Annotated in this window: 19 protein-coding genes; 13 read left to right on the top strand and 6 right to left on the bottom strand. The window is 50.9% G+C overall.

The window, feature by feature from the left end:
• Positions 1-41: 41 nt before the first annotated feature.
• From gluQRS to sfsA, 3 genes are all read right to left on the bottom strand, one after another.
• Positions 42-905, bottom strand: coding sequence for a tRNA glutamyl-Q(34) synthetase GluQRS (gene gluQRS / locus P2G85_RS10905; protein ID WP_275864111.1), 864 nt, complete (start codon positions 903-905; stop codon positions 42-44).
• Positions 906-978: 73 nt separating this feature from the next.
• Positions 979-1425 (bottom strand): RNA polymerase-binding protein DksA, encoded by a 447-nt coding sequence (gene dksA, locus P2G85_RS10910; protein WP_275864112.1) that lies wholly within the window; start codon positions 1423-1425, stop codon positions 979-981.
• Positions 1426-1560: 135 nt separating this feature from the next.
• Positions 1561-2280: a DNA/RNA nuclease SfsA gene (gene sfsA, locus P2G85_RS10915; protein WP_275864113.1), complete on the bottom strand. Its 720-nt coding sequence runs from the start codon at positions 2278-2280 to the stop codon at positions 1561-1563.
• 67 nt (positions 2281-2347) lie between these two features.
• Here sfsA and hrpB point away from each other — a divergent pair, with 67 nt between their 5' ends.
• Complete coding sequence (gene hrpB, locus P2G85_RS10920) at positions 2348-4816, top strand: ATP-dependent helicase HrpB (protein ID WP_275864114.1); 2469 nt, start codon at positions 2348-2350, stop codon at positions 4814-4816.
• Between the two features lie 128 nt (positions 4817-4944).
• Here the strand turns inward: hrpB and P2G85_RS10925 are convergent, their stop codons facing one another.
• Positions 4945-5124, bottom strand: a complete 180-nt coding sequence (locus tag P2G85_RS10925; RefSeq protein ID WP_275864144.1) for a hypothetical protein — start codon at positions 5122-5124, stop codon at positions 4945-4947.
• A complete protein-coding gene (locus tag P2G85_RS10930) occupies positions 5084-5656 on the bottom strand; it encodes a DUF4198 domain-containing protein (RefSeq protein WP_275864115.1) in 573 nt (190 codons plus the stop codon). Before P2G85_RS10930 ends, P2G85_RS10925 begins: the two co-directional genes overlap by 41 nt.
• A gap of 38 nt (positions 5657-5694) precedes the next feature.
• Here P2G85_RS10930 and P2G85_RS10935 point away from each other — a divergent pair, with 38 nt between their 5' ends.
• The 12 genes from P2G85_RS10935 to P2G85_RS10990 all read left to right on the top strand — a co-directional run bounded on the left by P2G85_RS10935 (position 5695) and on the right by P2G85_RS10990 (position 22033).
• Complete coding sequence (locus P2G85_RS10935; RefSeq protein WP_275864116.1) at positions 5695-5958, top strand: hypothetical protein; 264 nt, start codon at positions 5695-5697, stop codon at positions 5956-5958.
• Positions 5949-7601: a nucleoside recognition domain-containing protein gene (locus P2G85_RS10940; protein ID WP_275864117.1), complete on the top strand. Its 1653-nt coding sequence runs from the start codon at positions 5949-5951 to the stop codon at positions 7599-7601. The genes P2G85_RS10935 and P2G85_RS10940 overlap by 10 nt, the downstream gene beginning before the upstream one ends.
• 4 nt (positions 7602-7605) lie before the next feature.
• Positions 7606-7764 (top strand): FeoB-associated Cys-rich membrane protein, encoded by a 159-nt coding sequence (locus P2G85_RS10945; protein WP_275864118.1) that lies wholly within the window; start codon positions 7606-7608, stop codon positions 7762-7764.
• 259 nt (positions 7765-8023) lie between these two features.
• Positions 8024-10405, top strand: coding sequence for a penicillin-binding protein 1B (gene mrcB, locus P2G85_RS10950; RefSeq protein WP_275864119.1), 2382 nt, complete (start codon positions 8024-8026; stop codon positions 10403-10405).
• A 161-nt stretch (positions 10406-10566) separates the two neighbouring features.
• Positions 10567-12807 carry a patatin-like phospholipase family protein gene (locus P2G85_RS10955; protein WP_275864142.1) on the top strand — a complete coding sequence of 747 codons (2241 nt, stop codon included), beginning with the start codon at positions 10567-10569 and terminating at the stop codon, positions 12805-12807.
• 268 nt (positions 12808-13075) lie between these two features.
• A complete protein-coding gene (gene acnB, locus P2G85_RS10960; RefSeq protein ID WP_275864120.1) occupies positions 13076-15664 on the top strand; it encodes a bifunctional aconitate hydratase 2/2-methylisocitrate dehydratase in 2589 nt (862 codons plus the stop codon).
• A gap of 163 nt (positions 15665-15827) precedes the next feature.
• The gene (locus P2G85_RS10965) at positions 15828-16196 is read left to right on the top strand and encodes a YacL family protein (RefSeq protein WP_275864121.1); all 369 of its coding nucleotides are present in this window, start codon (positions 15828-15830) and stop codon (positions 16194-16196) included.
• Between the two features lie 189 nt (positions 16197-16385).
• Entirely contained in the window at positions 16386-16724 is a 339-nt protein-coding gene (locus P2G85_RS10970; RefSeq protein WP_275864122.1) for a P-II family nitrogen regulator, read from the top strand.
• A gap of 25 nt (positions 16725-16749) precedes the next feature.
• Positions 16750-17979 (top strand): ammonium transporter, encoded by a 1230-nt coding sequence (locus tag P2G85_RS10975; RefSeq protein ID WP_275864123.1) that lies wholly within the window; start codon positions 16750-16752, stop codon positions 17977-17979.
• A gap of 175 nt (positions 17980-18154) precedes the next feature.
• Positions 18155-19168, top strand: coding sequence for a Fe(3+) ABC transporter substrate-binding protein (locus tag P2G85_RS10980; RefSeq protein WP_275864124.1), 1014 nt, complete (start codon positions 18155-18157; stop codon positions 19166-19168).
• 208 nt (positions 19169-19376) lie between these two features.
• On the top strand, positions 19377-21002 hold the full coding sequence (locus tag P2G85_RS10985) for an iron ABC transporter permease (protein WP_275864125.1): 1626 nt from the start codon (positions 19377-19379) through the stop codon (positions 21000-21002).
• Positions 21002-22033 carry an ABC transporter ATP-binding protein gene (locus tag P2G85_RS10990; protein WP_275864126.1) on the top strand — a complete coding sequence of 344 codons (1032 nt, stop codon included), beginning with the start codon at positions 21002-21004 and terminating at the stop codon, positions 22031-22033. Before P2G85_RS10985 ends, P2G85_RS10990 begins: the two co-directional genes overlap by 1 nt.
• Positions 22034-22117: 84 nt before the next feature.
• On the opposite strand, the gene P2G85_RS10995 is transcribed toward P2G85_RS10990, so the two are convergent.
• A complete protein-coding gene (locus P2G85_RS10995) occupies positions 22118-23530 on the bottom strand; it encodes a phosphoglucomutase/phosphomannomutase family protein (RefSeq protein WP_275864127.1) in 1413 nt (470 codons plus the stop codon).
• Positions 23531-23535: the final 5 nt, after the last annotated feature.

Below are 23535 nucleotides of genomic sequence, written 5' to 3' on the forward strand. Positions count from 1 at the left end.
AATTTGCGGCTAATAATAGCTTACATGGTGGCATTTGAGAATCACGCTGTGATCTCGAACTGTGCGGGAAGCTGCTCTAAGTGCCAATTTTCACACCCCCAGCGCAGTATTTCATGAATTTCTGCCCCGGCTACCTCAGCGCTAATTTCAAAGCCTAAGAATGCCATGGCACGCAGCAGTGTCGGCTTTGGATTATCAATATCAATGGCGGTGGCACGGTTCTGTTTAGACAGCTTATTGCCATTGATGTCCATCGCTAACGGTAAGTGTAAGTAGCTGACTTCTGGTTGATTTAATGCACGGTACAGGCTGATTTGGCGGCCTGTTGGCTCAATTAAATCGGCGCCGCGAACGACTTCAGTGATCCCCTGATCAATATCGTCCAGGACCACGGCAAGATTATATGCGAATAAGCCATCACGGCGCTTGATAATAAAATCTTCATCCACCAGCGCTGGTGGTATCTGGATTCGGCCATGCTTCTGATCGGTGAAACTGGCGACCGGATGGGTCATTTTTAGCCGGATCGCGCCTTCGGTCAAGCTTAAATCACGACATATTCCAGGGTAGAACCCCCCGTGTGCTTTGATTTGCTTACGGGTGCACTGGCAGTAATAGGCTGCGCCTTCAGTAAGCCACTGGTCGATCCTGGCCTGATAAAGGTGATGTCGCTGGCTCTGATAGACCACGTCACCATCCCAGTGCAGTTGATAGGCTTCCAGTGCCCGCAGGATGGCGTCTGCGGCGCCGGGCATTTCTCTGGGAGGATCGAGGTCTTCCATCCTTACCAGCCAGAGGCCTTGGTTGGCTTTGGCCTGGAAATAGCTGCCTAATGCCGCAACCAGAGAGCCAAAATGTAATGGGCCGGAAGGCGATGGCGCAAAGCGTCCAACATAACGTGCCATGGTGTATCACTTAACTTGAGGTGTTAAAACAAAAAGGGAGCCGCAGCTCCCTTTTAATCCTAATGATGCCTGGTTAACCTTGCATCTGCTTTTCTTTAATTTCGGCCAGTGTTTTACAGTCGATACAAAGATCGGCTGTCGGGCGTGCTTCAAGACGGCGGATGCCAATCTCAACACCACAAGATTCACAAAAACCAAAATCATCGTCCTTAATTTTATCGAGAGTTTTTTCGATTTTTTTAATCAGGCGACGTTCACGGTCACGGTTGCGTAACTCAAGACTGAACTCTTCTTCTTGAGAAGCGCGGTCTACAGGATCCGGGAAGTTTGCGGCTTCATCTTGCATATGATGCACTGTACGGTCAACTTCTTCCATGAGCTGGTTACGCCAAGCTTCTAAAATCTTTTGAAAGTGATCAATTTGCTCTGGTGACATGTATTCTTCACCAGGCTTTTCCTGATATGGCTCCACACCGGCAATGGCTAGGATGCCTAACGCTTTTTTCTTTGATTCTGGCATACAGCATCTCCTACTTACACCTAGTCAACTGGGGCTCAGTCGAATTAAGGCGGGTATCTATAGCAAAAAGAGGCAGTGCAGGCAATGACTGATTTGCAAACTTATCACCAATGTGAAGGTGACATCATTTTTTTGCTATTTACTGACAAAGTCGATAGCAGAAACGAGTCTGATTTCAGTATTGCTCAGTTCAGCTTTATAACAGAGAACTTCCACTCCTGCGTCTTGTGCTTGTTTGAGTAATTTTGAATATTGAGCGTCTATATGGTGTGCCGCAGAGACTTTTTCAATACCCGAATGTAAAACAGTGAATAAAAGTATGGCTCTACTTCCATTTTGTGCCATTTCTGTGAGTTCTCGCAGGTGCTTTTGTCCACGAGTAGTGACCGCATCTGGAAAATACCCTTGCCCCGCTGACGAAGCTTCATCGAGGAGCGTGACACTTTTTACCTCTATATAACACGCAGGTTTGTTGCTTGCGCGGAGCAAGATATCAATTCGGCTATTTTCATTGCCATATTTGACTTCAGTTTGAACTGTGTCATATCCACAAAGCTCTGAGATCACATTATTTTTAATCGCTTCGACGGCCAGTTGGTTGGCGCGGGCGGTGTTAACGCAAATGCGCTGGCCGAGCGGCGTTTCACTCAGTTCCCAGCTGTTGGGGTACTTGCGTTTTGGATTGTCGGAGGTGGAATACCACACCGTGTTGCCGGGGGTAGCACAGCCGGTCATGGCGCCGGTATTGGCGCAGTGTATGGTGCGCACTTCACCGCTGGCCAGTTGGATATCAGCCAGGAAGCGTTTGTAGCGTTTGAGCAGAGTGGCGGACTCTAGAGCGGGTTCGAAATGCATTTTGCTTATTTAGACGGGAATGTTTTTATGTACAATGGTGCCATCATTACAACACAAGGTATTTCCTTTGTCACAACTGCCGATTGAAGCCGTGATGCCCGAGTTGCTCGTGGCGGTCCGAACTCAACCCCAGGTGATCCTGAAAGCGGCCCCCGGAGCGGGGAAATCTACCCACTTCCCATTACAACTGTTATTGAATAACGTCATTCCGGGCAAGATCATTATGCTTGAGCCCCGGCGATTGGCAGCGCGTAATATAGCCCGTTATCTGGCCCAGCAGCTGGGCGAGTCGGTCGGCCAGCTGGTCGGCTATCGTGTTCGGGGAGAGGCTAGAGTCAGCAGCCAGACGCGTCTTGAGATCGTCACTGAGGGGATCATGACCCGAATGATCCAGCACGATCCGGAGTTGGCCGGGGTGGATTTACTGATCTTTGATGAGTTCCACGAACGTAGTATCCACGCTGACACGGCACTGGCGTTCAGCCTGGAAGTACAGGAGGCGTTGCGCGACGATCTCAAGTTGGTCGTCATGTCCGCTACGCTGGATGACCAAGCGCTCAAAACGATGCTGCCGGCAGCGACTTATATTGAATCGCAAGGGCGCAGTTTTGCGGTGGAAACGCGTTACCGCCCGCTAGGGGTAAACGAACATTTGCCGGCAGTGGTGGCCAAACAGATCGAAGGCCTGCTCCAGCAAGAGACCGGCTCATTACTGGCGTTTTTGCCCGGGGTTGCGGCAATAAAACAGGTCACGGAAAGATTGTCGCAACTGCCGGGTAATGTCGAAATCTGCCCGCTGTATGGCCAGCTTAGCTTTGCTGAGCAACAGCGGGCGATCACTGCGCCAAAAGCGGGCCAACGTAAAGTGGTGTTAGCTACCAATATTGCCGAAACGTCATTGACCATTGAGGGGATTCGGATAGTCGTGGACTCCGGTTTGGAGCGGGTTGCACGTTTCGATTTAAAAACCGGCATAACGCGCCTGGAGCAGGTGCGTATAGCCCAATCTTCGGCAGTACAGCGGGCCGGGCGGGCCGGGCGGATTGAAGCCGGTCTGTGTGTGCGGCTGTATTCCGAAAGCCAGTTTAAGCAACAGCCAGAAGTGCCGCAGCCGGAAATTTTGTACTCTGACTTAGCCAGCCTGGTGATGGAACTGGCGTTTTGGGGGGCCGGGGATATCAGTGAGCTGAAGTGGCTCAACATCCCATCCCCGGCGGCATTAGCGCAGGCGAAGCAACTGCTGGTGTCGCTCGGGCTGCTCACCGCGCAGGGGCAGTTAACCCCAGAGGGTAAACTGGCGCATCAACTGGGTATTGAGCCTCGCTTGGCAGCGATGCTGGTTCAGTCCCAACACCACAGCGACAAGCTGTTACATACGGCGCTGGCCGCGGTCGCCCTTCTTGAAGAGCCCGAACGGAATGTTAGCAACATCGCACACAGTCTGTACCGCTGGGTGAGTGGCTCTCACGCGAAAAAATCGATGTTGTTGAAACGAGCCCAGACGTTGGCATCCAAACTGGGTTCGGTATTCAGCCTGGCGGCGGCGGATGAGCATGCTTTATCTTTGGTGTTGAGTTTGGCCTTCCCGGATCGTATTGCCCAGCAACGCGTTAATCAGCACGGCCGTTTTACCCTCGCTAATGGTCACGGAGCAGAGTGTCGCCCTGAAGAAACTTTGGGCGATTGTGAATATTTAGTGGCCATGGATTTGCTGCGTACCCATTCGAACTCAAGCCAAATTAACCTGGCGTGTGAGTTAGATATCCACGCATTACAAGATACCTTCGAGGCGCTTTTTACCTCGCTTGATATGGTCGATTGGGATGACAACAGAGGCCGCCTGATTGCTGAACGCCAGCTCAAGCTGGGTCAATTGGTGATTAAGCGTGAAGCATTGCCCAGCCCGGGCAAAGATAAAATGGCCCAGGCGTTACTCAGTTATGTCCGTCGCCAGGGCTTACAAGCCTTAAACTGGACACCGGCTGCGTGCGGGTTGCTGGAACGGATACGCTGCGCTGCAGAGTGGCTGCCGGAACAAGAGTGGCCGAGTTTTGATGAATCCAGTTTGCTCAATAGTCTAGAAGAGTGGTTAGAGCCTTATATGAGCTCGGTTTCATCGGTGAAAGAGTTAGCTAAAGTAAACCTGGTGGAGGCATTGAACGCCCGGCTAGGCTGGCCTTTGAATCAAAACATCGACCAATGGTTACCTGAAGAGTATCGCTTGCCGACGGGCTCGAAAAAGCGCATTCGTTACCAGTTTGGTCACGCGCCGGTGTTGTCTGTACGCATGCAGGAAGTGTTTGGTGAAAGCCGTTCACCTACCGTGGCATTAGGGCGCAAACCCGTGGTGCTGGAACTGCTTTCTCCTGCTCAGCGTCCTCTTCAGGTGACCTCTGATCTGGCCGCCTTTTGGCAAGGCAGCTACCGAGAGGTGCAAAAAGAGATGAAAGGGCGTTATCCCAAGCATGTCTGGCCTGATGATCCTGCCAATCACATTGCCACAACCAAAACCAAAAGACAGTTGAATCATCGATAGCCGCAATAAGCCGGATAGCGAGCAAGGGTTAACGCTACCTGGCTTATTGCTATTATCCAGCCTAAAACAGACAAAGCTGGCATACGGCCAGCTTTGTGGTTATTTGAGTAATTATCCGCAGGTTGGATTTACAGCTCTTGAGCCTCTATCCAAAGTACCGCGTCTTGTGAAAGTTCTTTACCCTGGAGCTCAGTATCCGGACCTGACCCCAGACAAGCAAAGCCCCACTTACCGGCTGCAGGGACACCAAAGATGAACATCCCGTTTTCATCGGTAATGGCGGACAATCGCTGAGGCTGGTGTGGCACGGTAGGTGTCTTGGCCAAATGCATTGGCTTTCGGATCCACGTCAGTGTTGAGGAACTCAATTTCACACTCAACCCCGGCTTTTGGCTTGCCTTCAGCAAGCAGTTGGCCGGTAAAGGTGCTGCCAGCGAACACTTGGTAAGGTTTGTTCTTAGGTACAATCTCCGTTTTCAGGCCCAGCGGGGTATCCCAACCGGTTGGAAGGCCGCCTTTATTAATGTAGCGCTTGGTGATTTGCTGGATATAGATGTCTTCACCCGCTTCGTAGTATGGAGCGGGAACCAGGCCGAAGATGTAGTCACCGTTACGGCGAACTTTGTATTCGACCTGGTAGGCATCCGCTTTGTTCTCGTGGCCTGCCCAGGTGATCTTTTTCAGATCTTTGCGTAAATCGGTTTTCTTGTCTTTAAACTGAACAAAGAACTCTTCAGGTTGACCCATGTCCATCGCATGGCCGTTTTCCATCGGGTGGCCAAAGACTAATTTCATGTCTAGGGTGGTTGGCTTCTCTAGCTGAGAGGTCGGGGTATACATCAGTTGAAAGTGAGCCTGAGAAGCGGCGGATAGAGTTAATGCAACAGTGCCTGCTGGAAAATGATCAAGAGGCAATCAAGTGGCTTGGTTTGGTACTGGATCCACAATCAATGAATGAAATCAGCAGTCTGATCCGTCAATTACAGTATCAAGCTAAGCAAACTCTCGGGAGTGAAATTAACGACTATATTGTTGCTCAGCGTCAGTTGATGGTGACGCGGCTTTTATCTCAGAGTGTTGAGTTCGCCAGGTGTGACCCTGAGAAAAAAACTTTACCCAACGCTGTGATGCGGTGGTACTGAACAAGTTTGCTGCGCCTTTTTTCCTGATCGCCACCGTGTTTGTTATCTACCAGAGCTCTATCGTTTACGGTTACGAGTTGACCAATTACTGGTGGCCTTATCTGGCAGCGCTGCGCGAGATCATTGCCGGCCTTCTGCCTGAGGCTGGTTTTTTATATGATCCTTATGTCCGTTCGCTGGGCTTGTGGATTGTCGATTCGGCCAACACCCTGCTCAACTACATTCCCATTTTTCTGATCCCGTTTGCGCTGATCGCCATACTGGAAGATTCCGGTTATATGGCCCGGATTGCGTTTATCTCCGATAAGGTGTTGCACAAATTTGGCCTGCATGGCCAGAGTACCCTGCCGATGATCTTAGCTGGTGTCTTTGCCGGTGGCTGCGCGGTGCCCGGGGTGATGGCGACCAAAGGTATTCCGGATAACCGGGCAAGGCTGGCGACGATACTGACGGTGCCTTACATGAACTGTCTGGCGAAGATCCCGCTCTACACGCTGCTGTTGAGTATTTTCTTCGTTGAATCAAAATCACTGATGACATTTTACATCTCAACCATCAGTATTATCGCCGCCCTGTTAGTGGCCAAACTTCTGACCAAAACAGTGTTACGTAAAACCGAAACCGCGCCGTTTGTTATGGAGTTGCCGCGTTATAACATTCCGACCGTGTGCAGTGTTGTAACGCGCTCATTAGAGCGCACCTGGATGTATATCCGTAAAGTGGGCACCATAGTGCTGGCGGTATCAACGGTGATTTTTGTGTTACTGCAGTTCCCCGGAGTCCCTGAAGAACAGCAGGCCGGGTTTAAGCTGCGTGCCGAACAGGCGGTGGTGAAGTTTGACCAAGCGATCAGTACAACGGCTTATGCGGACAAGTATGATGAAACCTCACTGCCGGCGTTGGTGGATTTTTATACGGACTTTAAGAGAGCCAAACTTAACACTAAAGGGGCGGAAGCTTCCCAACGGGTTGGTGACAAGTTTAAAGCCAGAAATCGTGACTTCTATACCGTGGTTGCCCCACCGAAAGGGGACAAGTCGGCCAGAACCGTCAACCGTGCATTGAGAAAGCTGGCGTCAGAGCGTAAAAAGATCCGCAGGGAAATGAAAGAATCACGTTTAGAAGCTTCTTTGCTGGGGAGTTTCGGTCGCTGGTTAGAACCGGTCACTCAGCTGGCCGGGTTTGACTGGAAAATCAACGTTGCACTCTTTTCCTCTTTTGCGGCCCGTGAAAGCAGTGTGGCCACGTTAGGAGTGCTGTTCCAGCCGGATGAAGGCAGCAACCAAAAACTGGAAGAGCGGATGAGCCGCTCCTCTGAGCTGGCAGCGCACGGCGAGATCGCGGCGGTGGCATTGATCCTGTTCTTTATCCTCTATCCGCCTTGCCTGGCTACGGTGATGATGATTAAGGTTCAGTCTGGGGAGTATAAGTGGATGATGCTTTCGATAGTCTTACCAACACTGATCGGCTTTACTGTCGCAACCATGGTTTACTCGCTTGGTACTCGTTTCAACTTGCAAGGTATCGAGGTCATGTCACTGGTTTACTTTACCGGTCTGGGCGTGTTGCTACTATTGGGCTTTAAAGACCAGCTCGGCCGCAAGAAGTTGCCTGATGAAATTCCGGTTAAAAATGTGAGGTGAGAGCATGTACGATCCGAATAGTAATTTTTACGATATCGTCATTGTTGCCGGCGCTGTTTTAGGGGCCGGATACTTTATTTACCGCAAGCTGTTCAAGACGGGTAATCCCTGTGGCGGCGGGTGTGATTCCTGCCCCGGTTCGGTAAAAAAAACAAGTAGATAAGCCGGATTTAAGTGTAAGGTTGCTCAGCAGGGGGTGATGGGATCCCTGGGGTGCCTTTAATTGCTTCACCTGTCAACAGCGAGGCCGGTCTCCCCCCTCTGACGTGCGCCAGTTTTTCATTGCGGCTGCGGTCACCAAGCTGCCCCTTGGTGACCTGCAATTAGTACTGTCAATTCCTGATACAACCTGACAAAATGGAGTCGGTTTGGCTTAGTCATTCCACCCACCATGTAGCAATAATCAATCGATAGTTAACTCAATGACATCTAAGACCCCTTCCGCGAATAAGACTAAGGCCAAAAAAACCAGCACCCGCAAAGCGGGTTCACCCAGACAGAAACCAACACGCAAGTCACCACGGCCAAAAAAAGGCGCCGTAAGGAACAAATCATGGTTTAAAACGCTCTGGTTATTATGCTGTAAGCTGGTTCTGGTCGGCGTGGCGTTGTTAGTCTTCTTAGGGATTTACCTCGACAGCGTGGTGCGAGATCGTTTTGATGGTCAGCTGTTTGAGTTGCCGACCGTGGTGTACGCGCGCATTCTCAACTTAAGCCCGGGCGACAACATAACGATTCAAGAGCTGCGTAACGAGCTGGACGTGCTGAATTACCGTAAAGTCAGCCAGCCGCGTTACCCGGGGGAATACTCTTCATCCTCGAGCAAAATTGAACTGATCCGCCGGCCGTTTGAGTTCACCGACGGCCCGGAGCCGGATCGACATGTAATGCTGCACTTCGGTGAGGCTGGCCTACGCCGGATTGAGTCACTGGCGTCAAACGGGGATTTAGGCTACCTGCGCATTGAGCCCAAGATGTTGGGTATGCTGGAAAAAGATCAGAGCGAACAGCGTTTGTTCGTGCGGCGCGAGCAGTTTCCCGAGATCCTGGTCGATGCGCTGCTGGCGACTGAAGACCGCGATTTCTACCAGCACGACGGCGTGGCGCCATTGGCGATTGCCCGGGCGCTGGTGGCGAACATCAAGGCGGGGCGGACTGTGCAGGGTGGCAGTACTTTGACCCAGCAGTTGGCGAAAAACTTATTCTTAACCCGTGATAAAACCTTGTGGCGCAAAGTTCGTGAGGCTTATATCGCGCTGATCTTAGATTACCGCTACAGTAAAGACCGTATTCTGGAAGCTTACCTGAACGAGGTTTATCTCGGCCAAAGTGGTGGTGAAGCGATCCACGGGTTTGGCCTGGCTTCACGCTATTACTTTGGCCAGCCTGTTCAGGAGCTGCGTATTGACCAGCTTGCGATGTTAGTCGGCATGGTAAAAGGCCCGTCATATTACCATCCGCAGCGATTCCCGGAACGTACCAAGCAGCGGCGAGATCTGGTGCTGCGTTTGTTGATGCAGCAAGGCATGCTAACGGCCAGTCAGTATGAACAAGCGGCCAGCCGCCCGCTGGATATTCAGGCCAAGCCGAAGATCGCCAGCCGTCAGCCAGCTTATTTCCAGCAGTTAAGCAGAGAGCTGAACGATAAAGTGGGTGACCGCTTTGTTGCTGAGGCGGGGTTACGAGTGTTTACTTCACTTGACCCGGTTTCACAAAACAAGCTTGAACAAGCGATTGCGAAAAAGCTGCCTGAACTGGAGAAGCGGGCCGGTAATGAACTGGAAGCGGCGGCCGTGGCGGTCGACCGCCACAGTGGTGAGGTGCGCGCGATGGTTGGCGGGAAGCGGGTTGGTTATGACGGCTTTAATCGCGCCCTGAATGCCAGCCGCCCAATCGGCTCTTTGGTTAAGCCAGCGGTTTATCTGACCGCACTTGAGCAACCAGATAAATACAATTTAGCCACGACCTTATCCGACACACCATTAAGCCTTAAGGGCAGCAAAGGCTCAGTCTGGACGCCTCGTAATTATGATCGCAAATACCGTGGCGACGTACCGCTTTACCTCGCCCTGGCCAAGTCGCTTAATGTGCCGACGGTTCGTTTGGGGATGCAACTGGGGATCCCACAAGTATCGGCCACTCTTGAGAAGCTGGGGATCGACAAAAATGAGATACGGCCATTGCCGTCGATGTTTTTGGGGGCTTTTTCGTTAACCCCGTTTGAAGTGGCGCAAATGTATCAGACCCTGAGCAACTCTGGTAAGCGCGCCCCGCTTACGGCTCTGCGCTCGGTGGTCGACCTGCAGGGCAATGTGTTGTACCAGTCTCTGCCTCGCGCCTCTCGAGTTGTGGATGAGCAGGCAGCCTGGTTGACGACTTATGCCATGAAACAAGGGGTTGCACTGGGTACGGGCCGGTATCTGCAGAACCGCTTTGCCTGGGCTGCACTTGCGGGTAAAACCGGTACCAGCAATGATACCCGCGATAGCTGGTTTGTCGGTATTGACGGGCGTGAAGTGACCACCATCTGGCTTGGCCGGGACGACAACAAGCCCATTCACCTGACCGGAGCCAGTGGGGCGTTGCGCGTCTACGCGCAGTACCTTGAGGCACGCATACCTGAAAGGCTTGAACTGCCATGGCCTAAAGAGGTCACGACCATCGGCTTTGATGTGACCGCCAAAGGGGCATTGCAAATCAACTGCCGCAGTGAGCACAAGTTACCGGTATGGGATCAAACCGGGCAGGTTAAGCAACAGTGTCAAAAGCAGTCCAACTGGTTAAATCGACTATTTGACTGGTAAGGATTGGAAAATTTTGTATTGCTGACTTGTTAAGTGAGGGGTTTCTTAGTAAAAAGAATCCATTAACAGAATAAGGGGCCACGACCGGGATGCGAACAATCATCACAATCAACCCCGCTAAGGGAGTTGTCCGCTATGCCCTGGCCTGGCTGGTCAGCGCTATGCTGGCGTCTGCCTGCCTGGCGGCGACGCAACCACGAGACAAAGTTGCTGTAGTACTGGCTGGTGGTGGTGCCAAGGGCGCGGCACATATCGGGGTATTGAAAGCGCTGGAAGAGATGCAGGTTCCGATCGATATCATTACCGGGACCAGTATGGGCGCATACGTCGGAGGCTTATATGCCACAGGGATGAGCGCCGATGAAATTGAGAGCTTCATTTACAGCATCGACTGGAACAGCGGCTATCGTGATCGGGTCGATCGCAGCCAACGCCGGGTCCGGGATAAAGAGTTTGAAGACCGTTATCAAATCACCACCGATTTAGGACTGCGCTGGGGGCAGATTCGCGCGCCGACCGGTGTGGTGCAGGGGCAGAATATGTTGCGTATTTTGCGGGAAACCACGGGCAACCTTGGCCGGTTTGACAGTTTTGATCAGTTGGCGATCCCTTACCGCTCAGTGGCGACCGACATTCTGGAGCTGGAAGAGGTCGTGATTGATAACGGTTATCTGGTGGACGCGATGATGGCGAGTATGTCGGTTCCCGGAGCGCTGCCGCCATATCACCTCAATGGCCACATGCTGGTGGACGGTGGGGTGGTCAACAATATGCCGGTGGATCTGGCCCGCTCTCTGGGTGCGAATATTGTTATTGCGGTGGACATCAGCACCGACTATAAAACGGCCGAAGAGTTTACCGGCCTGCTGACAGTCGCTGATCAGCTGTCTAATTATCTGGTGCGTCGCAGCACCCAGGAGCAGGCGCAGGTGATGGGCGACAGAGATGTCTATTTACGCCCTAACGTCGGCAAAATGGAAACGGTTGAATTTGGCAAAATGCCGGAGGCCTATCTTGCCGGTTACGAGATTGCCAAAAGTATGCAGCCACGCCTGGAGGGGTTGGCGCTGTCCGACGCTGACTACCAGGAGTACATCGAGCACAAACAACAGGCACGCAAGCAACTGCGCTATGGTGATGAGCGTGTGGTCGACCAAGTGGTGATCAATAATGACACCCACTATAGTGATGTCTTGCTGATGAACCGCCTTGCCCTGGAAGCTGGAAGCGCGCTGAGCACAGAAGAGATAGAGCAAGCGGTAGAAAACCTGTACGCCTTAGACCGGTTTGAACTGATCACCTACCAGTATGAGCAAGTTGATGGGCTGAACCAGTTGGTGGTCAATGTCCATGAGAAGTCCTGGGGGCCGAATTACCTTAATTTCCGCTTTTTCCTTGAGGATGACTTTAATACTGACAGCCAGTACGGGGTGGGGGTGTCGACCAATTTTACCAATCTCAACCAGCATGGTGCCGAGCTTGCGTTTAACGTCGAAATGGGGACCGATAAGTTGATCGAAACCGAGCTCTATTCGCCGGTGCTGTCCAGTCAGAAGGTGTTTACTGCTGCCCGGTTGGCTATCAGTGATGAACGCCGCAACGCCCCGCTAACCGATTTTGATAAGCCGGATATTGGTTCGGTGAATGACTACCTGCCGGTCTCCTACGGTGAGTTTGTCACCGAACTGGCGCTGGGTTACCAGCCTACCTTATGGCAGGAACTGCGCCTCGGCGGACGTTATTCCGAAGGCCAAGTAGAGTATACGACCTTGGCATCTGCCGGTACGGCCGAGTTTGATCGCTTAGGGCTGTTCGCCAGTTACCGGCTTGATACCCTGGATAATTTTGCCTTCCCTACCCGGGGTCTGTTGGTCGGGCTGGATTACCTGGTGTCTCACGACAGAAGCCCGGATGGGCTCACATACACGGATGTCGAAGATGTCCAGGAAGATACGGTGTATGAAATTGCCGCGCATATAAAAGGTGCAGCCAGTTATCAGCGTCATACTTTAGTCGGACAAGTGGAATACAGTTTCGTGGAAAGCAAAAACTCCTCGTTGCCACTCGATCCGAGGGAGCTGGGCGGATTCCTCAATTTATCCGGTATCCCAAGAAACAGCCTGATTGGCCAGAACCTGTTTTTTACCAGTTTGGTCTATCGCTACAAATGGTTTGATAACGATTTCGGCCTGTTTAACGCCCCGGTTTATCTGGGCGCATCATTAGAACATGGCGGGGTGTGGTCAGATAATGATCTGAAACTGAACAAAGCGCCGTTATATAATGCCGCTTCAGTCTTTGCCGGTATCGACTCGCCTGTAGGGCCGATTATGCTGGCCTATGGACTTACCGAGAAAAACCTGGACGCGGTGTACCTGATCGTGGGAACTTCGTTCAATTAACCGGGTGAAATGCAGTGAAATCTGCGCATATTTAACCAGAAATCACAGGACTTTAGTCGTAAGTTGCTATGTTGGTCAAAATGATGAGATTTTAATTTAAGGTTAAATTTGCTATTCTTTCGCCCACAGTTTGGCCTCTACGGCGCTGTTTCTCAATCTGAATTGAATGAAAACAAGGGCAATGGAGAGCCAATTTCCAAGGATGTTTACTCCTTTACTTTGAAAAACAGTAATAAAAAGGAGGAACCGCAATGAGAGGAAAAAAGTCGTGCTTGAAGCCTACCGTAAACACGTCGCAGAGCGTGCTGCTGAAGGAGTTGTTCCTAAACCGCTGGACGCAGAACAAGTTGCCGGACTTGTTGAACTTCTGAAAAATCCCCCACAAGGTGAAGATGCCTTCATTCTTGACCTGCTAGAGAATCGTATTCCACCCGGTGTGGACGAAGCTGCTTATGTAAAAGCAGGTTTCCTGACGGCTGTTGCAAAAGGTGAAGTGGAATCACCACTGGTGAGCCGTGAAAAGGCCGCCGAGCTACTGGGTACCATGCAGGGCGGTTACAACATCGCTCCGTTAGTTGAGTTCCTTGATGATGACCTACTGGCGCCAATCGCAGTGACAGCGTTATCGCATACCCTGTTGATGTTTGATGCTTTCTATGATGTTGAAGAAAAAGCCAAAGCAGGCAATACATTCGCACAGCAAGTTCTACAATCTTGGGCGGATGCTGAATGGTTCACAGCGAAAGAGAAAGTAGCGGAAAAGATTACCGTTAAAGTATTTAAAGTGACCGGTGAAACCAACACCGACGACCTGTCGCCAGCTCCAGACGCCTGGTCTCGTCCAGATATCCCAGTGCACGCGAAAGCGATGCTGAAGATGGAGCGAGAAGGTATCAACCCAGATGAGCCGGGCAGCGTTGGTCCTATCAAGCAAATTGAAGAGCTGCAAAAAGACGGCATCCCACTCGCCTACGTGGGCGATGTTGTTGGTACCGGTTCTTCACGTAAATCGGCCACCAACTCAGTGCTTTGGTTTATGGGGGAAGACATCCCATTCGTACCAAACAAACGCACAGGCGGTATCTGCCTGGGTGGTAAGATTGCGCCAATCTTTTACAACACTATGGAAGACTCCGGTGCACTACCGATTGAGCTGGACGTACAAAGCATGAACATGGGTGATGTGATTGATATCTACCCATACGAAGGCGTTGTGCGCAAAAACGGCGAAGAGATTTCCAGCTTTGAACTAAGCAAAGTATTGCTGGATGAAGTGCGTGCGGGTGGCCGTATTCCACTGATCATCGGCCGTGGCCTGACTAGCCGTGCTCGCACTTCTCTTGGCCTGGAAGAAACCGATCTGTTTGCTAAGCCGGTTGATCCTTCTGCTTCTGATAAAGGTTACACCCTTGCACAGAAAATGGTAGGTAAAGCGTGTGGCGTAGAAGGTGTACGTGCAGGTCAATACTGTGAGCCTAAGATGACCACCGTCGGTTCTCAGGATACCACCGGTCCGATGACGCGTGACGAGCTAAAAGATCTTGCCTGTCTTGGTTTCTCGGCTGATCTGGTCATGCAGTCATTCTGTCACACGTCTGCGTATCCAAAACCCGTCGACGTGAACACCCACCACACACTGCCTGATTTCATTATGAACCGTGGCGGTGTCTCTCTGCGTCCGGGTGATGGTGTTATCCACTCATGGCTGAACCGTATGCTTCTGCCTGATACCGTCGGTACTGGTGGTGACTCGCATACGCGTTTCCCTCTGGGGATCTCATTCCCGGCCGGTTCTGGCTTGGTTGCTTTTGCCGCAGCTACCGGTGTGATGCCACTGGATATGCCAGAGTCAATCCTGGTGCGTTTTAAAGGTGAAATGCAGCCGGGTATCACGCTACGTGACCTGGTACACGCGATCCCTTACTACGCAATCCAACAAGGTCTGTTGACGGTTGAGAAAGCCGGTAAAATCAACGAATTCTCAGGCCGCGTGCTGGAGATCGAAGGTGTTGAGCACCTGACCGTTGAGCAGGCATTCGAACTGTCTGATGCATCGGCAGAGCGCTCAGCAGCAGGTTGTACGGTTAAGCTATCGCAAGCGTCTATCGAAGAGTATCTCAACTCGAACATTACCATGCTTAAGTGGATGATCGCCGAAGGGTACGGTGACCGTCGTACTATCGAGCGTCGAATCACTGCGATGGAAGAGTGGCTGGCTAACCCTGAGTTGATGGAAGCGGATGCTGATGCGGAATACGCGCACATCATCGAAATTGATCTGGCTGACATTAATGAGCCGATTCTGTGTGCACCAAATGATCCGGATGATGCGCGCCTGTTGTCGGAAGTTCAGGGTACGCAGATTGATGAAGTGTTCATCGGCTCTTGTATGACCAATATTGGCCACTTCCGTGCGGCGGGTAAACTGCTGGAGAAGTTTAGTGGTCAGCTTGATACCCGCCTGTGGGTGGCGCCGCCAACCAAGATGGATCGTGACCAACTGACGGAAGAAGGCTACTACGGCATTTACGGCCGTGCCGGGGTGCGTATCGAAACGCCGGGGTGTTCGTTGTGTATGGGTAACCAGGCACGTGTTGCAGACAAAGCGACCGTGATGTCTACCTCAACCCGTAACTTCCCGAACCGTCTGGGTACAGGGGCAAATGTTTACCTGTCATCTGCGGAGCTGGCGGCGGTAGGGGCGATACTTGGTAAGATCCCAACCAAAGATGAATACCTGGCCTACATGGATCAGATTGATGCGACGGCAGCAGATACCTACCGTTACCTTAACTTCCACCGTATGGAACAGTACACCAAGAAGGCGGATCAAGTGATCTTCCAAGAACCGGCATAAGCGTCAGCCAGTTTCAAAAGCACCTCAACAGAGGTGCTTTTTTTATTCCTGAAGCAGAATGAAATGTCGGATTCCGTTCGCCACAAAGACGCATGAAGCCAGTTGGGAATGTTGGTTTAATTGGTTATACTCCGCACCAATTTGATACGTAAAGGCAATCTCGATGGAATTTGAATTCATCCGTAATACCTTGATGGGCGAGTACTATGTCAAATGCAGTATGGGGCATGAGATTGTAGGCCGTTGGCTGCAAGAAGAAATTGGGAAAGATCCGGCAAAAATTGCTCAGGTGGAAGCGTTGATTGAGCAGTCTTTTTCTTTGCCCGCTGAAGAGCATAGCCTGACCGGCATGGAAATCACGTTGACGCTTCAGGGGGATGAAGTCCTGGTACAAGAGAATACTCTGGGGTATGAGTATGATGTTGAGATGGAAAGCGAGTTTGATTTCTATGATGCAGAGAGTACCGCCAGCTGTGGTATTGAGGATTTCGCGGGCCTAATTGAGCAGTGGAAAGACTTTTTGAATATTTAATGCACAGTTTTGGGTAACCGTGAAGCGGTTGCTTTATCGTTGGGAAGAGGGCGCACCATGATGGTGCGATTTTTTTTTGGATTGCAGTATTAATTTGATTAATTGCTTTAAAAAACAATAAGATAAAAACTTGGCACGTAGATTGGATTAATCCAACTGTTTAAGGATGACAGTTTCAGAGAGGATTCAATGAAAATTATTAGTGCCATTATCAAACCATTCAAACTGGACGATGTGCGCGAAGCGTTAGCGGATGTCGGCATTGAAGGGATGACCGTGTCTGAAGTGAAAGGCTTCGGTCGTCAGAAAGGTCACACTGAGCTCTATCGAGGGGCTGAATACCAGGTCGATTTTCTACCAAAAGTAAAATTAGAAATCGCGACGCATGCCGACAACGTAGAGCGTGTGGTTGAAGCGATCACTAAAGCCGCACAGACCGGAAAAATTGGCGACGGTAAGATTTTTGTCTACGACCTGAATCATGCGGTACGTATCCGTACGGGTGAAATGGACGCAGAAGCGCTTTAAGAATTCAAGGGATTGGAGAATCATTATGGACTTAACAATTACGGTAACGGAGTTACGTTACGCACTCGACACCTTTTTCTTCCTTATTTCAGGTGCGTTGGTAATGTGGATGGCAGCCGGGTTTGCCATGCTGGAAGCGGGTTTGGTCCGCTCGAAAAACACCACTGAAATCCTGACCAAAAACTTTTGCCTTTACGCAATTGCTTGTACCACCTATCTGCTGGTCGGCTATAACCTTATGTATGTCGGCAATGATGAAGGCGGCTGGCTGCCTTCCTTCGGCGCATTGATTGGTACCCAGGGGGAAGGGGCTGACCACTCACTGGAATCGGACTTTTTCTTCCAGGTGGTATTTGTCGCAACCGCAATGTCTGTCGTCTCTGGTGCGGTGGCGGAACGTATGAAGCTTTGGTCTTTCCTGATCTTTTCCGCAGTATTAACGGCGTTTATCTACCCAATGGAAGGTTACTGGACATGGGGGGGGGGCTTCTTGTCAGAAGCAGGTTTTAGCGACTTCGCAGGCTCAGGTATTGTACACATGGCGGGGGCCGCCGCAGCGTTAGCCGGTGTTCTGTTGCTCGGCGCTCGTAAAGGTAAATACGGCAAAAACGGTGAAATCTACCCAATTCCTGGTTCTAACATGCCACTGGCCACACTGGGTACCTTTATTCTCTGGTTCGGTTGGTTTGGCTTTAACGGCGGTTCTCAGTTGATGGTTTCTGACTTTGAAAACGCAACCGCGGTGGGGCAGATTTTCCTAAATACGAACGCGGCAGCAGCAGCAGGTGCAATTGCGGCACTACTGGTGTGTAAAACTACCTGGGGTAAAGCGGATCTGACGATGATCCTTAACGGTGCGCTGGCCGGTCTGGTGGCGATCACTGCTGACCCTCTGTCTCCTTCACCATTGAATGCACTGGCAATCGGTGCAGTCGCAGGAGCATTGGTGGTGTTTAGTATCATTGGCCTGGACAAGTTGAAGATTGATGATCCGGTCGGTGCTATCTCTGTACATGGTGTGTGTGGTTTCTTTGGCCTGATGGTGGTACCTCTGAGCAACGGTGATGCGACTTTCGGTGCCCAGCTTCTTGGAGCTGCAGTTATCTTTGCCTGGGTATTCGGTGCAAGCTTAGTGGTATGGGCTGTCCTGAAGGCTACAGTGGGTATTCGTGTAACAGAAGAAGAAGAGATGGAAGGTATGGATATGCACGACTGTGGTGTAGGGGCCTACCCTGAGTTTGTCACGGTGAAATAGCTCGTCACAATAGATCGCCATAATGTGATCTGATACAGACTTAACAACAAAACTATCAAAAGCCCGCTCACCTGAGCGGGTTTTTTTTTGTTGGTTGATATTGTGTTCTAACTCAACATGAATATAATAACACAACTGAGAAATATTATCATTACAACACTTGAGGATTGACCCGATGAAAAAAGTGCTGACTCTTTCTGCAATCGCGGGCGTACTGATTGCCCCAACCGCCATCGCAGCAGAAGAAGTGAACGTCTACTCTTACCGCCAACCTTTCCTGGTTGAACCAATGTTCAACGAGTTCACTAAAGAGACAGGCATCAAAGTAAACGTTAAGTTTGCTAAAAAAGGTTTAGCCGAAAAACTGGCCCAAGAAGGCGAGTACAGCCCGGCAGATGTGATACTGACTACGGATATCAGCCGCTTAGCCGAGTTAACTGACAGAAAGCTAGTCCAGCCTGTCGAAAGTGATGTGTTAGAGCAGAACATTCCTGCTCAGTACCAGGATACTGACAATGAGTGGTTCGCGTTAACCACACGTACCCGTAGTGTTTACTCTTCGCGCGACCGTGTTGGCCGTCTGGGGGAGGACTTTGACTATGCTGACCTGGCAAAGCCGGAGTTCAAGGGTAAGATCTGTACCCGCAGCGGTAAGCACCCGTACAATGTCTCGCTGGTTTCTTCAATCATAGCACACAAGGGTGAAGCAGAAGCGAAAGCCTGGCTGGAAGGGGTGAAGGCCAATCTGGCGCGCAAACCTCAGGGCAACGACCGTGCTCAGGTGAAAGCGATCAAAGAAGGCTTGTGTGACGTATCTCTGGGTAACAGCTACTACCTGGGTAAGATGATCAATGACAAACAGCAGAAAGCATGGGCAGATGCGGTGTACATCAATTTCCCTAACCAGAACAGTACCGGTACGCACGTGAACATTTCTGGCATGGCGATGGCGAAGTACTCGCCGAACAAAGCCAATGCGGTCAAGTTGATGGAATTCCTGTCGGGTGATAAGGCGCAGAGCATGTATGCCGAAGTGAACTACGAGTACCCGGTGAAAGTGGGGGTGAAGCGTTCTGAGCTGGTGGCATCTTGGGGCGATTTTAAAGCCGACACGATTTCTCTCGACGAAATTGCCGAGTACCATGAAGCGGCGATCAAGTTGTTGGATGAAGTGAAGTTTGACCTGTAACTGTTCAGGCGAGATCTCGTTTACGCACAACCTCAAGTCGTTCTGTCATGACCGGCTTGGGGTTGTGGTTTTTTTAGCTCACGGCTTTGGACACAACAGCTTGAAGTCATTCGGGTATATAGGTATAAATACCCTTAATTTGTGAAAGGGATATGAGATTTATTTGCAAACGCATTTAAGTTTCATACCGCCTCGTTGTAATTAGGCGATGAAAGAAAGAAATTACCTATGGAAAACCAGTAGTGGAGTGCTCGCTTTGTTACTGGTTTTACCGATCTTAGCGATATTCACCACCGCTGTTGGCGAAACTAATGAGCTGTTCTCTCATTTGATCTCCACGGTCTTGCCTACCTACGCGTATAACACGATCGTGCTGGTCGTGGGTACCATGGTACTGTCTACCTTCTTTGGTATTCCAGCCGCTTGGGTGATGGCCATGTGCCGCATCCCCGGTGAACGTTTTTTGCAGTGGGCACTGGTGCTGCCGCTTGCGATGCCAGCGTATATTGTCGGTTATATTTTTACCGACTGGTTTGATTTTGCCGGACCGGTCCAGGTGTTGTTGCGTGATATTACCGGCTGGGGGCCGGGGGAATACTGGTTCCCGGACATACGCACGCTCGGTGGTGCGGTTATCGTGCTGTCGCTGGTGCTATATCCCTATGTCTACCTGCTGTGCCGCGCTGCGTTTATGGAGCAGAATGTGTCGTTGCTTCAGTCTGCCCGGCTATTGAAGTGCTCTCCCTGGGAAAGTTTCCGTCGTATCTCATTGCCGTTAGTGCGCCCTTCTATTGCAGTCGGCCTGTCATTAGTGGCCATGGAAACGCTGGGGGATTTCGGCACCGTTAGCTACTTTGCCGTCAATACGCTGACCACTGCGGTATACGATACTTGGCTGGGTTATTCCAGTTTAACGGCTGCCGCCAAGATTTCGGCCATAATGTTGTTGGTGGTGATCGTACTCCTCAGTTCAGAACGTTACAGCCGTCGCAGGCAGAAGTTATTCCAGAATCAGTTCAGTAGCCGTGAAGACTTTCGCTATGAGCTGCAAGGCTGGAAAAAATGGCTGGCGTTGGTCTGGTGCTGGGGGCTGGTGTGTGTGGCGTTTATTTTTCCGCTCGGGCAACTGCTAATTTACGCATACCAGTACTTTGCTCAGAGTTGGACCGCAGAGTTTCGCGAATACGCAGTCAACAGCCTCTCGGTGTCGTTTACCGCTGCGGTCATTGGTGTCGCGGTGGCGTTGGTTGTCAATTTCTGCCAGCGCGTGAATCCGGGGCGCAAGAGCCTGGCGTTTATGCGTCTGTCGTCAATGGGCTACGCTGTTCCTGGTACTGTGCTGGCTATCGGAGTCATGGTGCCGGTGTTGTTTATGGATCATATGGTGAACGACATTGCCAGCTATCTGGCCTGGAACCGGCCGGGGCTGATTTTTTCCGGCTCAATGTTTGCGCTGATATTCGCCATGGTGGTGCGTTTTTCTGCGGTCGCCATCGGCAGTATTGAGAGCAGTTTGAGTAAAGTCTCCCCATCGCTTGATATGGCGTCGAGAACTATGGGTTGTAATGCTAATACCATGCTGTGGCGGGTACATTTCCCGTTGGTCCGCCGGGGCGCGCTGATTGCAGGGTTGCTGGTGTTTATTGAGTCGATGAAAGAACTCAATGCCGCGCTACTGTTGCGCCCGTTTAATTTTGAAACCCTAGCAACCTATGTGTATAACTTCGCTTCTGACGAACACCTTGAACTGGCTGCTATGCCGGCGGTTTTGCTGGTGCTGGTTGGCTTGGTGCCTTTAGTTATTGTTAACCGTTCACTGGAGCATTCCCACTGATGAGCTGCGCATTATCGATTAAAAATCTGACCTGTAAATACGATGAGCAGACAACGGTGCTCGAATCATTATCACTGGAAGTCGAGCAGGGTGAGATCGTCTGCCTGTTGGGAGCCAGTGGCTGTGGTAAAACTACGCTGTTGAAAGCGATCGCCGGTCTGCTTCCTCTTAGCTCCGGCACCATGAGTCTGAATTGTACCCTGATCGATGACGGAGATAACTGGTTGCCGCCCGAGCAACGCAATATTGGCATGATCTTTCAGGACTACGCGCTGTTTCCTCACTTGACGGTCGCGCAGAATATCGCGTTTGGTCTGCGTGAACTACCTGGGGCGGAACAAAGAGACAAAGTTGAGGAAATGTTAGAGCTGGTGCATTTGTCCGGGTATGGCGAGCGTTACCCGCACCAGCTTTCAGGGGGCCAGCAGCAGCGTGTCGCCATTGCCCGTTCTCTGGCATACAAACCGGATCTTTTGCTGTTGGATGAACCGTTTTCCAATATTGATACCCAAGTCCGCCATGAGTTGATCGCTGAAATTCGTAAGATTTTCAAGGCGCAGGGCGTGACGGCCATTTTCGTGACTCACAGTCGTGAAGAGGCGTTTGCCTTCTCGGATAAGATGGCAGTGATGAACCATGGGGTGATTGAGCAGTACGGCACCGCAAGCGAGCTTTATTACCAGCCATCGAGTAAGTTCGTGGCGGATTTCCTCGGTGGAGGCAGTTATTTACGCGCCAAACGGGTGTCTGAAACCGGTTTTGATACTGAGCTGGGGCTGATTGAGGCAACCGCGCAGCATCCTATCGAACTGGGCACCGGATGCGAGCTATTGCTCCGGCCTCAACATGTGCAAATCAGTGCCGCCGAGGATAGCAGTGTGACGGTCACTGAACAACAGTTTATGGGCGATCACTGCCGCTACGTTATTGATGTTCAGGGCAGTTTATTGCTGGCGACTTCTTCTGAGCCTTTGAATATTGGCCAGCCTGTAGCGGTTAAAGTAGAAACCCTGGGCGTGCTGGCTTTCTAACGCTTAGGCAAAAAAGCCCGGCAATCGTGCCGGGCAACTGTTCTTCACCTATAGGTTTGGTGCCCGGAGCAGGCACCGGGGCAGTTACAAAGACAGAAAACCTTTGAACTGTTGAAGAACACGTTCTGCCGTGTCTTTATCTTGCATTTCGGCAAAGATGCGTAACAGAGGCTCAGTGCCAGAGAAGCGGGCGATGATCCAACCGCCGTTCTTGAAGTACACTTTCGCACCATCGTCGTAGCTGACTTTTTCGATTTCAAACTCAAACTCAGGCAACTGCTTTTCAACATAAATCTTGTTGAACAATACTTCTTTTTGCGCCGGTTTGAACTTGCAATCGCCTTCAGCCATGTATGCATAGCCGTACTTACCGTAGATTTCATCCAGCAACTCAGAAAGCTTTTTGCCAGTTACTGAAATCATTTCTACCAACAGGCTGGAAGCGAATACGCCGTCTTTACCTTTGATGTGACCGCGAATAGTTAGACCGCCAGAGCTTTCGCCACCAATCAATGAATCGTCAGCTTCCATTTGAGAGCTGATGTGCTTAAAGCCTACTGGAACCTCAAAACACTGCTCACCATGATCGGCGGCGATTTTATCCAGCAAGTGGGTGGTGGCGAGGTTACGTACTACCGAACCCTTCCAGCCTTTGTATTCCAACAGGTAGTAGTACAGCAGGATCAGTACTTCATTGGGATGAATGAAGTGGCCTTTCTCGTCGATAATCCCCAGCCGGTCAGCATCCCCGTCGGTACCGATACCGATGTCGTAGCCTTCATGGGCGACAAGGTGCATCAACCGGTACAGTGTGGCAGCGCTGGGTGACGGCATTAACCCGCCAAAATCGGGATTTTTACCATCGTGGATCACGTCCACTTCACAGCGGCCGTTGATCAGGACGGTTTGCAGGGCATTTTTTGCCACGCCAAACATTGGGTCAATCAGGACCCGCAGGTTGGCTTTTTTGATCGCTTCAATGTCGATAAAGTCGATGATGGAGTCGACAAACTCGTTCATTGGGTTGATCACTTGGATCAGTTTGTCTTCAACCGCTTGTTCAAAGTCGACGCTTTTTACGTCTTGTGCGGTTAACGTTGATATTTGTGATTCGATTTTTTGTGTGATGATTTCATCAGCGTCACGACCGCCTTCAATGAAGACTTTAATGCCGTTGTAATCCGCCGGGTTGTGCGATGCAGTAATGCATGCTGAGTAAGCACAGCCCATTTCCTTCGCTTTGAACATCACGATAGGGGTCGGAACAAATTTATCGATGAAGCTGACCACAATGCCGTTTGCAGCTAATACTTCAGCGAACCAACGACCAGCCTTATCAGAAAGAAAGCGACGGTCATAGCCAATCACAAAGCCACGATCAGCTACGGATTCGTTGTTCGTAATATTTGCGACTGCCTGAGCAACTAAACGTACATTATCTTTAGTGAATTCCTCACCGATAAATGCACGCCAGCCACCTGTACCAAATTTGATCATAATTC

Origin of the sequence: Vibrio sp. CAU 1672, assembly GCF_029223195.1 — a bacterium.
Taxonomy (GTDB): Bacteria; Pseudomonadota; Gammaproteobacteria; order Enterobacterales; family Vibrionaceae; genus Vibrio.

Excerpts from the sequence above, each read along its gene's own strand:
- sfsA (WP_275864113.1), bottom strand. The coding sequence starts at position 2,280 with ATGCATTTCGAACCCGCTCTAGAGTCCGCCACTCTGCTCAAACGCTAC.
- P2G85_RS10970 (WP_275864122.1), top strand. The coding sequence starts at position 16,386 with ATGAAAATTATTAGTGCCATTATCAAACCATTCAAACTGGACGATGTG.
- P2G85_RS10955 (WP_275864142.1), top strand. The coding sequence starts at position 10,567 with ATGCTGGCGTCTGCCTGCCTGGCGGCGACGCAACCACGAGACAAAGTT.
- P2G85_RS10935 (WP_275864116.1), top strand. The coding sequence starts at position 5,695 with ATGCAACAGTGCCTGCTGGAAAATGATCAAGAGGCAATCAAGTGGCTT.
- P2G85_RS10990 (WP_275864126.1), top strand. The coding sequence starts at position 21,002 with ATGAGCTGCGCATTATCGATTAAAAATCTGACCTGTAAATACGATGAG.
- mrcB (WP_275864119.1), top strand. The coding sequence starts at position 8,024 with ATGACATCTAAGACCCCTTCCGCGAATAAGACTAAGGCCAAAAAAACC.
- P2G85_RS10980 (WP_275864124.1), top strand. The coding sequence starts at position 18,155 with ATGAAAAAAGTGCTGACTCTTTCTGCAATCGCGGGCGTACTGATTGCC.
- P2G85_RS10975 (WP_275864123.1), top strand. The coding sequence starts at position 16,750 with ATGGACTTAACAATTACGGTAACGGAGTTACGTTACGCACTCGACACC.
- P2G85_RS10945 (WP_275864118.1), top strand. The coding sequence starts at position 7,606 with ATGTACGATCCGAATAGTAATTTTTACGATATCGTCATTGTTGCCGGC.
- P2G85_RS10965 (WP_275864121.1), top strand. The coding sequence starts at position 15,828 with ATGGAATTTGAATTCATCCGTAATACCTTGATGGGCGAGTACTATGTC.
- gluQRS (WP_275864111.1), bottom strand. The coding sequence starts at position 905 with ATGGCACGTTATGTTGGACGCTTTGCGCCATCGCCTTCCGGCCCATTA.
- P2G85_RS10985 (WP_275864125.1), top strand. The coding sequence starts at position 19,377 with ATGAAAGAAAGAAATTACCTATGGAAAACCAGTAGTGGAGTGCTCGCT.
- P2G85_RS10995 (WP_275864127.1), bottom strand. The coding sequence starts at position 23,530 with ATGATCAAATTTGGTACAGGTGGCTGGCGTGCATTTATCGGTGAGGAA.
- P2G85_RS10930 (WP_275864115.1), bottom strand. The coding sequence starts at position 5,656 with ATGTATACCCCGACCTCTCAGCTAGAGAAGCCAACCACCCTAGACATG.
- dksA (WP_275864112.1), bottom strand. The coding sequence starts at position 1,425 with ATGCCAGAATCAAAGAAAAAAGCGTTAGGCATCCTAGCCATTGCCGGT.